Origin of the sequence: Pseudorhodoplanes sp., from assembly GCF_050250235.1 — a bacterium.
GTDB lineage: Bacteria > Pseudomonadota > Alphaproteobacteria > Rhizobiales > Xanthobacteraceae > Pseudorhodoplanes.
In genome coordinates, this window is sequence record NZ_JBFWPA010000194.1 from 1 (window position 1) to 8,581 (window position 8,581).

Sequence of the window (8,581 nt, forward strand, 5' to 3'; positions counted from 1 at the left end):
TGTTCGGGGCGCCTGGAAATGTCTCGGAGATCAATTGACTTGAGCATCTCGCTTTGCTTTCGAAGTTAAATAGCCCGGTCGCGCGCTAGCATTCCGGACAGCAATCTGGCTCTAGAACCGACGACATGGCCGTAAGTCTTTAGTAAGATTCAAAAGCACACGGCGGCCCGATATCATCGGGCCGCCGTCGCAATCTGGTGTGTGGCGTAAGTTATGGGAGAGCCACCACAACGTCAGGAAAGGCATCGGACAGAGGAAGCGCCTGCCGGAAATCGTCACCACTCGTTCGCGGCAGCGCCTGCTCGTAGCCCGACGAGCGCGGCAGCGCCAATTTCGGGTCGTTGAATGGATCAAACTTAGCGGCGTTGGCCGTTCCGGCCAATAGGAGGACAGAGGCGAGGGTGCTGAGGATCATCTTCATTGGTGTTCTCCACTTAAGCTTGTTTGTGTGACGTTTTCTTTAGTGAGCATTCAGGGCGTAGCGATGGTGATGTCCGGGAAGGACGCGTCGGTCAACGGCAACGCCTGGCGGAAGTCATCGTCGCTGGTACGAGGCACCGCATCCTTGAATTCATCGTTGCTCCAGCGATGAAGTGCTTGTTCGTAACCCGATGCGCGGGGAAGGGCCTGCTGGTCGGAGAAGGGCCCGTAGCCCGCGTTGGCGGCGCCACCCAGCAAGGCAAATGCGACAGCAGCGCTCAGGATCGTTTTCATGTCATCTCTCCATTTTTCTCGATGCGAGGGGCGCTTCGATAGGAGCGGGCGATGCGCCCGATCTGACTATGAATTCGCTTAGTCCCGGCGGATTGTTACAGATTCACGGTATCGTGATGCGTGTGAACCGGACAATCCGGCCATGAGCTCGTGAGCCAAAAGCGCCATGGTCGACCCTTTTGCCTTTTCTCGGGGTCGGAGGCCCTCGCTGTGCGGTGGCGCAGCGGTGTAAAGCATTCGTGATAAGTGCGAGATGGACCGACGGCGATTGTTTGTGCCTGATTGAGTATGGCTGAGTCGGCTAGGCTTCACTCACTTCAGCGAGATCAGTCATGTCCACCGGATATATGACACGACGTGGCGCGGTAGCAGGGCTATTGGCGATTGGGGCGGGTGGGATTCAGAATCAACTGTGGCCGGGCCCAGGTGCAGCGGACACTAAAGGTGCGACTCATGACCCTCTTCTTTACTTCTCGGATTATTTCTCCTTTGTCGGACGTGACAGTACCGGCTGGGTCCATTTTGCCATCGACAACAACCGCGGGCGCGCCGGCGATGCTTACCAGGCGGATCATTTCATCGTCATGCATGACGAACAATCCGGCTGGGTGCAGCTGAAGGGCAGCCAGCACTATGAAAACGCCGAGAAGCAACTCGAACGGATACCGGACTCGCCCTACTTCAAATTTAACGGCTCTCATGCATCGGGAACGGTCATGCAGAGCGCGACAAATGATCTACGTATGGATGTAGGCCCATTGCCCAAGGTCCTCTATCGAGAGAATGCGGATGGGATCTTTTGGCTTGGTGGGGCTCCCGCGACGCTTGTCTGGAATAAGCGCACTCTCAAAGGCCGCGTCATCATCGAGTATCTTCAGCGACACAATTGGAATCGATTTGTCGCCGACTTCACTGCCAACTGGCGAAACTTCAATGGCCTTTACTTGATGACGGATGGGAATGCCGATTTCTACATGCACTACCACGAGCGAGAAGGGGGATCAGACCTGAATGGCAAGATCGTCGGCTTCGCATCGTGGCGAACGCCGGCACCAATTGCTGATATCGACTTCAATGTTCTCCGCTCCGTGTCTGCTGATGGGGGTAAGTACCGTTGGCCTGTGGAGTGGCAGGTTGATTTTCAACATGATGGAAAGGCGTATCGGCTGATGCTTGCGAAGCGGGAGCGGGCCGACATCGCGCACTGGGATACCGGCGGCTTTGCAATGACAGTCGCGAGCGGTCTCATCGTCGCAAAGGATGGTACCGAGCGCCACCAAGTCACGGGTTGGGCTGAGCTTCTTATTTGAGCGGCCGTGCGCCATTTTAGGCGGGATGTGACCGCAGCCGCCAATTGGCTCTGCTGGCGAGAGCCTCCCGGAAGATAACAAACAGGATCTTTGTTCCCGCACCGATGACGCCTCGGATCGTGCCCGACACCTTTGATCGGCCGATGCGTCGGCGGTAGCGCACAGGAACCTCCTTGCACACGAGCCCACGCTGCGCTGCGCGGACCTGCATCTCGACCGTCCAGCCATAGTCTGGGTCGGCCATGCGCAAGCGCTGCAGCGCGTCGAGGCGAATGGCTCGGAAGGGACCAAGATCGGTAAAGCGATACTTCCAGATCAAACGGATCAGCGTGCAGGCTAGCCAATTGCCGAATACCTGCTGAGGAGTGAGTGCCCCCGTCTCTCGATCGCCGAGGACGCGCGAGCCAAGCACGAAGTCCGCGTCACCTGCCGCCACGGGCGCTACAATCATTGCCATTTCGGTGACGTCATCGCTCGCGTCACCGTCCAGGAATACGACAATGTCGACGGGTGGCAACGCTGCAAGCGCCCGCAGGCACGCGCTCCCGTATCCGCGTCGCCGTTCGATGACGACCTGCGCGCCGAGACGACGGGCGACCTCGCCGGTACCATCTGTCGAACCATTGTCTGCTACGATCGTATGGGTAACCCACGAGGGAATTGCCGAGAGCACGGAAGGCAGTGCCTCGGCCTCGTTCAGGGCGGGAATTATGACCGCTACAGTCCCATAGTTGTCTTCAGTGGTGGTCATGCGCGATTAATCCCCCTTGGAGCGACACGGCTAGCTCGGTGTCCAAATAGCCTCTCGCCTACGAGCCAAGCCAGCACCGGAACCGAATGCAGGAATGCAGCGCCGAAGAAGAACGCATCACCGCGTCCATCCGCCCAAAGGGGATAGAATAAATAGTAGAAGGGCAACGTTGCGGAAGCGAGGAGAAGCGGCCAGTTTCGTAGGATGGCTGCCAGAGGTAGGAACCAGACTGCATACCAGGGAAATTGCGCTGGTGAGAGGTAGAACACAGCAGCAGCCACGATGAGGTATGCACAGACGAGGGGGCGAGGACCGCCGCCGGCGCCTCTGGCCACCGAGAGCGACACGACAAGAGCTGAGAGGCCCACGGACACGCGTAGTGCGCGCTCGGCAGTGGTGGGATCGATCAGGTTGCTTGATAGGAAGTTGGCCCAGGCAAAGAAAGCATTATTGTTGCCCCAGCTCGAAGCATAGGCGGTCAGCCCTGAGCCTGGGTGCAGGGCAGACAGTGCCAAGGGGCCGATCGCAGCGGCAAGTACAATCGAGAAGAGAATACAGGTGATGAGGGGCTTCATCGGCTCACGACGCGCGCGTGTGAGAACGAGCGGAAGCAGGAGCATCGGCCAGATTTTGACACCCGCGGCGACGCCCAGAAGTGCGACAGCCATATGTGTTCGATGCCGGATCATCATGAGAAGTGCACCCAGGAGAAAGGTAGGCACCAGTGCGTCGACGTGCGCGAGGCCGATGACGGCAAAGGCAACCATAGGGTTCCACCAATAAAGGATCGACCAGAGTACGGAAGCGTTGAGCACAGACAGAAGAGATAGCATCAGAAAAAAAGTTGCGACTTCGGCGAAAAGAAAGACAATCCTGAGACCTTCGATCGAGAAGGGTGCGATCATGTGAGCGATCGCGAACGAGAGCTGCGCTGACGACGGGTAGATCGTGCGGAGATCAGGGAAAGAGATTCGCTTCAGCGTTTCCTGGCCGGCCGCGGCGACCGCGGAATACCCATGTGGGACCGCTTCGGCGCCTAGGAATCGTTCGGGTGGATAGCGATAGGGATCGAGGCCGGAAGCCACGACCGCCCCATCCCAAAAGTAGCGTTGGAAATCGTCCTCGAGGGGCGCTGGTACGCCGAACCAAACAAGCCGCATTGCCAGTCCAGCAAAAAAGACGATCAGTACGGCGAGGCGGCACGGTCGCAGCAAGGCGATCCGCGGTGCCAGTACCAGCAATACCGCCGTCGGTCCCGCAAGTCCCACCAGCAGCGGCAGGACTGAGGAGACCGACGTTGCGGTGTGATGGTTGAGCCCACGCGTCAGCCAGGTCAAAGCGATCTGAGCGAAGACAACCGTAAGGCCGGCAAGGGCGAGGCGGGCCAATGCCGCCGTCGCTCGAGATCCCGCGAGTGCGCGCAGGACATGCCGAGAATTTACGCCGATCATTGCGTGGTGCGCGTCGCGTCGTTCAATGACCAATCATAGTCATCTTCGGAGATCGCCACAGCAGGTCCTAGGGCTGCGGCAAGATCAGGGGCGGCGTACTTCCGCAGATGCTCGATGATGCCCGCGTCAGTCCCGCCGAAATCTTCCCTGAACCATCGGAAGATGCTCGACACCCTGAGCGGGCGCGATGTCGAAGGCTCCTTGAACCAGTTCAGAAATGCAGAGATGCTTGGGCGATCGGTAGGCAGCACCGTGACGGCGCGGGGATGGTTGATGAACTCGCGTGCTGCAGCATCAAGATCCGTCTCAAGGGACTTGGCCGACCACGCCTTGGGTTGCAGATTGGGGCACCCAAAGGATGCGCAATTTACGGCGTAGTGGACCCGAGGATCCCGGAACGTGGGACGAAGAACGCCGTGCTCGATATCGTCAAGCGAGTAGTCTTTGCCTTCGACTTTTACGCGCTTGGTCCGCCATGGGCCACCATACGCTTTCGGATCGAAGAATCCTTCACTGCTGATCTGCCGAATGGAAGCGATTGGGTACCTGTCCAGAACCACATCGAGAGTCACAGCATTGTAGAGATTGGCCCAGTACGCAAACGCCTCGGCCCGCTTCATCTTTGACGGCACGCGGGCTTCTAAATCGACGATGTAGCGTTTCAGCCGCGCATGATCGGACGTGTTCGCCTTCCAACGCTTGTAGTCTACTCGGTTCACGCCATCGGCGCTCACAATTACATAGCGGGTCAGCAAATCGTCGAACACATCATCAGTTCCGGTGGCCATCGCGGATGCGTGACCGGTCACGAGGAACATGAGGCACACGAGGGCTAGGAGTTGATTGAGCCCTTTCATGGCAGCACTCCCGGTACAGCCTCTTCGCCGTCTCTGCGCGCGCTTCCACACGAGGCACCTCCAAGAACACAGAACGTCGAGCAATACTTGTGGGCCAGATGGACAGGCGTATTCGCTTCCGCGAGCGTACGGCCGAGTTCAAAGCGCGCGTCGTAGGGGAGGAGAGTGCACGCAAGGACCACTGGCCCTTCGGTGTCCTTCCGCCGAACGACCATGCGCGCATTCGAGCACATGATGCCATCAGGCGAGACACCGAGAATCGACCAACAGGACGGCGTGATCTCAGGCGGATCCGACACAGGGCTCATTTCGGGCAAGAGCAGAAGTTGCCGGGGGTCAGCGCAGTCAATTTCTATTCCGTGCGTCGATAGCACTGCGGCGAAGCCGGCGCGGATATCTTCCTCTTCGTCGCCTGACAGAAATCGCCCTGCGACCTCAACTGAGACGCCAGCATCACTCAGCCATTTCAGCCCCGTAAGCGACGTCGCGAAGCTGCCGCGACCCCGCTCTTGGTCATGCACTCCTTCGCGAAAATCATCGAGAGAAACGCGCAGGCGCATCGCCTGGCCGTACCGCTTGGCGAGTTTTATAATCACCACCGTGCGCCGCATCATGGGGCGCATGGCATTCGTAAGCGTCAGGGTTTCGAAGCCGCGCGACAGGGTCTCTTCCAGGATTGCGGGAAAGTTGGCATTCATGAAGGGCTCGCCGCCGGTGAAACCGATAAGGCGGGTCGGCAGGCGATCCCGTTCGATCTCGTCGAGGTACGGCTTCACATCGTCTGGTGAAAGGTAGTCCAGACGATCATTCCGCGGCGAGCTCTCGATGTAGCAGTTGGCGCACGTGATGTTGCACAACGTGCCCGTGTTGAACCACAAGGTCTCCAATTTCCGTAGCGGCACACTTGCGCGCTGTTCTCCCTTTGCAGTCCAATGAAGCAGCTCGAATTTTTGAAACTGTGGTCGCGGATTCATTCTCGCTAGATGCTCCCTCTTGGATATAGGCAAATGCGGTACGCTTCAGTGTCTTCCGAGCGGACCGGTTCCGACGGGTCCCCAAACGTTTCACGGCCTACCCATTCCATTCGTGTGGGTTAGCTGCTCCGTTACACGGGTCACGACTTCGTGACACAGGCAGCGTCCTCTGTGACGAGGATCACGTTCCAGTGATTGGTGTAACGAACAGTTCAGCCATTGCGAACTTGTGTCGTGTGCGCCCTCAGAGAGACGACATGAGCACAAAGACGAAGCGTTCATCAATGCGTCCAACGGCAGGCGAACGCAGCATGGCGGAAGCAACCGGGCCGCAAAGTCCCGCATCGGTTCCGCCGGCGGAGAAGGTTCCAATGCTTGGTAAGCTGTCCAGCTTCTTGAAATACCGGCGCGTGTGGTTGGTACTTGCCATTCTCGCCCTCCTGGCGGGGGCGCGCATCTCGGGTCTAGATCAATATCTCTCTATCGATGTACTGCGCGCCAACCGTCGCGAGCTGATGGACTTCGTGCAGGCAAACCAACTGTTCGCGGCCGCGCTGTACGTTGCGACGTATATTGGAGTCGTGGCGTTCTCGTTGCCCGGCGCTACATTTCTGACGTTGACCGGCGGTTTCCTCTTCGGAGCGGTTGCCGGGACGCTCCTGACCGTACTCGGAGCGACGGTCGGCGCCACGATCGTCTTCGAGCTGGCACGGTCTTTCAGCACGAATTCCCTCGCCCGACTCGGGCCAAGGATTCAACTGATCGCCAACAACCTGCGCGACAATGCATGGTCGTATCTTCTCGTCCTTCGGCTGGTCCCGCTGGTCCCATTCGTTCTTGTGAACTTGATCCCGGCGTTTGTTGGCGTGCGCAGTACAACATTTGTCGTGACGACCTTCTTTGGAATAATGCCAGGCACTACAGTGTACTCATTGGCGGGGGCTGGCCTCGGCACGGCCCTTGAAGGCAACGAACCCATCTCCTTCGCAAGCATTCTCTCCACAGAGGTCCTACTCGGGCTGGTCGGACTGGCGGCATTGGCGCTCGCCGCCATCCCTTTGAAGAAGTGGCTTCTCAAGGGGGAGGCCGCGGCTGAATGACGAATGCCACTAAGGGGAAGCGCCGCCCTGTTGAACCTCCTGGAAGAAGCTGCCCGGCAGACTATGCAACTAATCCTGCCGACTTGCGGCGGGCGGCCGACATAACTGCTCAATCCATCTATGTCGTCGGAGGACTCTATGGCAATGCGTTCGCGCTTGACGCAATAGAGGCACTGGCTTCCGCTGAGAAAACGACCGTGCAGCTTGTGTTCAACGGCGACGCTCACTGGTTCGATGCGGAGCACGACATTTTTGCCGACCTTGACAGGCGAATGGAGCAATATCCCAGCATCGCCGGTAATATTGAGATGGAAATTGCGCGTAACCGAGATGTTGGCGCTGGTTGCGGCTGTGCGTATCCGCCATATGTCGACGACGGTGTCGTCGAGCGATCCAATGCGATACTGGAGGGGCTTCGAGAGATTGTACCACGGCGGTGTCGAAGCCGCCTTCACGCGCTTCCCAAGACGCTCGTCGCCTGCGTCGGAACGCTACGAATAGGAATCGTGCATGGCGACCCGATATCAGTGGCCGGCTGGCGGTTCGCGACCGAGCACCTCGATGACCAATCGATTCGGACCTGGCTCAATGGCGTCAAGGACGCTTCCGATGTGGACGTCTTTGCATCCACGCACACTTGCGGTGCCGTGATGCGGGACTTTGATCTCCCCTCGGGGCGCTTGGCAATCGCCAACAATGGTTCGGCGGGTATGAGTAATTTTTCTAACGATAGGCGCGGCTTGATCACACGAATATCGCTGGATCCAAGCCCTCATCCGACAGCCTATGGAATGCAGCGCGGCGAGGTGTTCATTGACGCACTGCCGGTGGCATTTGACTACACACGCTTTGTCGACCAGTTCGATCGGGTCTGGCCGGAGGGGTCGCCGGCGGCAATTTCCTATCGACGCCGAATACTGGGCGTTCACAGCGCAGCCGACTTAAGCCGGGCCCGTCCGATCCCCTCATGAGATTGTCGGCAATCGAGCCGGATACGTGAACGATGCTAAACGCAAAGCATCGCAATTATTTGTGCTCTCTAGAAGCCCTGCAGGCATTCATTCCTTCGTCAAGCCTAGGCTTGATATAGTTACCGGCACGGCGAAGCGGTCTTCCACCACGACCATAGTTCCAGACGCTAAGAAAGGGCGGTCGCCGGAAGGCCACCGCCCTTGTTGCTTTTTGTCGATCTGGACCGCCGGTACCGGCTTAGAATTGAATCCGCGTACCGGCTATGACGAGGTGGAGGTCCCTAAGGTTGGCGCGCGGCCCGGCGAGCACATCGATGTCGACCGAATAGTTCTTGTACGTAAGAAAGAACTCCATAGCCGCCGCGTCGACGTGCTGATGAATGCCGATTCCCCAGTGCTGAACGTCGCTGCCGGTCGCCGCAACCAATCCGCCTCCGACGTTGACGAGATTGC

The 8,581-nt window shown here is 58.5% G+C and carries 9 protein-coding genes and 1 pseudogene; 3 read left to right on the plus strand and 7 right to left on the minus strand.

Annotated elements, in window-relative coordinates; translation table 11 throughout:
- Positions 1 to 211: 211 nt before the first annotated feature.
- On the minus strand, positions 212 to 421 hold the full coding sequence (locus tag AB7F49_RS35870; RefSeq protein ID WP_428531598.1) for a hypothetical protein: 210 nt from the start codon (positions 419 to 421) through the stop codon (positions 212 to 214).
- A 50-nt stretch (positions 422 to 471) separates the two neighbouring features.
- Entirely contained in the window at positions 472 to 714 is a 243-nt protein-coding gene (locus AB7F49_RS35875) for a hypothetical protein (RefSeq protein ID WP_428531601.1), read from the minus strand.
- Positions 715 to 1,046: 332 nt separating this feature from the next.
- Between AB7F49_RS35875 and AB7F49_RS35880 the strand changes: the two genes are divergently transcribed.
- Positions 1,047 to 2,024: a hypothetical protein gene (locus AB7F49_RS35880; RefSeq protein ID WP_428531604.1), complete on the plus strand. Its 978-nt coding sequence runs from the start codon at positions 1,047 to 1,049 to the stop codon at positions 2,022 to 2,024.
- A 16-nt stretch (positions 2,025 to 2,040) separates the two neighbouring features.
- Here AB7F49_RS35880 and AB7F49_RS35885 read toward each other — a convergent pair whose 3' ends face one another.
- From AB7F49_RS35885 to AB7F49_RS35900, 4 genes are read right to left on the minus strand one after another with little or no spacing between them, the layout of a single operon-like run.
- On the minus strand, positions 2,041 to 2,775 hold the full coding sequence (locus tag AB7F49_RS35885) for a glycosyltransferase family 2 protein (protein ID WP_428531607.1): 735 nt from the start codon (positions 2,773 to 2,775) through the stop codon (positions 2,041 to 2,043).
- The gene (locus AB7F49_RS35890; RefSeq protein WP_428531610.1) at positions 2,772 to 4,226 is read right to left on the minus strand and encodes a hypothetical protein; all 1,455 of its coding nucleotides are present in this window, start codon (positions 4,224 to 4,226) and stop codon (positions 2,772 to 2,774) included. The genes AB7F49_RS35885 and AB7F49_RS35890 overlap by 4 nt, the downstream gene beginning before the upstream one ends.
- The gene (locus AB7F49_RS35895; RefSeq protein WP_428531613.1) at positions 4,223 to 5,083 is read right to left on the minus strand and encodes a DUF547 domain-containing protein; all 861 of its coding nucleotides are present in this window, start codon (positions 5,081 to 5,083) and stop codon (positions 4,223 to 4,225) included. The genes AB7F49_RS35890 and AB7F49_RS35895 overlap by 4 nt, the downstream gene beginning before the upstream one ends.
- On the minus strand, positions 5,080 to 6,057 hold the full coding sequence (locus AB7F49_RS35900; protein WP_428531616.1) for a radical SAM protein: 978 nt from the start codon (positions 6,055 to 6,057) through the stop codon (positions 5,080 to 5,082). The genes AB7F49_RS35895 and AB7F49_RS35900 overlap by 4 nt, the downstream gene beginning before the upstream one ends.
- Before the next feature lie 257 nt (positions 6,058 to 6,314).
- Here AB7F49_RS35900 and AB7F49_RS35905 point away from each other — a divergent pair, with 257 nt between their 5' ends.
- Both AB7F49_RS35905 and AB7F49_RS35910 read left to right on the plus strand, forming a co-directional pair.
- Positions 6,315 to 7,157 (plus strand): TVP38/TMEM64 family protein, encoded by an 843-nt coding sequence (locus tag AB7F49_RS35905; RefSeq protein WP_428531619.1) that lies wholly within the window; start codon positions 6,315 to 6,317, stop codon positions 7,155 to 7,157.
- The gene (locus AB7F49_RS35910; RefSeq protein ID WP_428531622.1) at positions 7,154 to 8,128 is read left to right on the plus strand and encodes a hypothetical protein; all 975 of its coding nucleotides are present in this window, start codon (positions 7,154 to 7,156) and stop codon (positions 8,126 to 8,128) included. The genes AB7F49_RS35905 and AB7F49_RS35910 overlap by 4 nt, the downstream gene beginning before the upstream one ends.
- Positions 8,129 to 8,366: 238 nt before the next feature.
- Here AB7F49_RS35910 and AB7F49_RS35915 read toward each other — a convergent pair.
- Positions 8,367 to 8,581 (minus strand): annotated as a pseudogene (locus AB7F49_RS35915) (hypothetical protein); the annotation flags it as partial.

Bases quoted from the DNA above. Each gene is read 5' to 3' on its own strand.
- AB7F49_RS35870 (WP_428531598.1), bottom strand. From the start codon at position 421: ATGAAGATGATCCTCAGCACCCTCGCCTCTGTCCTCCTATTGGCCGGA.
- AB7F49_RS35875 (WP_428531601.1), bottom strand. From the start codon at position 714: ATGAAAACGATCCTGAGCGCTGCTGTCGCATTTGCCTTGCTGGGTGGC.
- AB7F49_RS35880 (WP_428531604.1), top strand. From the start codon at position 1,047: ATGTCCACCGGATATATGACACGACGTGGCGCGGTAGCAGGGCTATTG.
- AB7F49_RS35885 (WP_428531607.1), bottom strand. From the start codon at position 2,775: ATGACCACCACTGAAGACAACTATGGGACTGTAGCGGTCATAATTCCC.
- AB7F49_RS35890 (WP_428531610.1), bottom strand. From the start codon at position 4,226: ATGATCGGCGTAAATTCTCGGCATGTCCTGCGCGCACTCGCGGGATCT.
- AB7F49_RS35895 (WP_428531613.1), bottom strand. From the start codon at position 5,083: ATGAAAGGGCTCAATCAACTCCTAGCCCTCGTGTGCCTCATGTTCCTC.
- AB7F49_RS35900 (WP_428531616.1), bottom strand. From the start codon at position 6,057: ATGAATCCGCGACCACAGTTTCAAAAATTCGAGCTGCTTCATTGGACT.
- AB7F49_RS35905 (WP_428531619.1), top strand. From the start codon at position 6,315: ATGAGCACAAAGACGAAGCGTTCATCAATGCGTCCAACGGCAGGCGAA.
- AB7F49_RS35910 (WP_428531622.1), top strand. From the start codon at position 7,154: ATGACGAATGCCACTAAGGGGAAGCGCCGCCCTGTTGAACCTCCTGGA.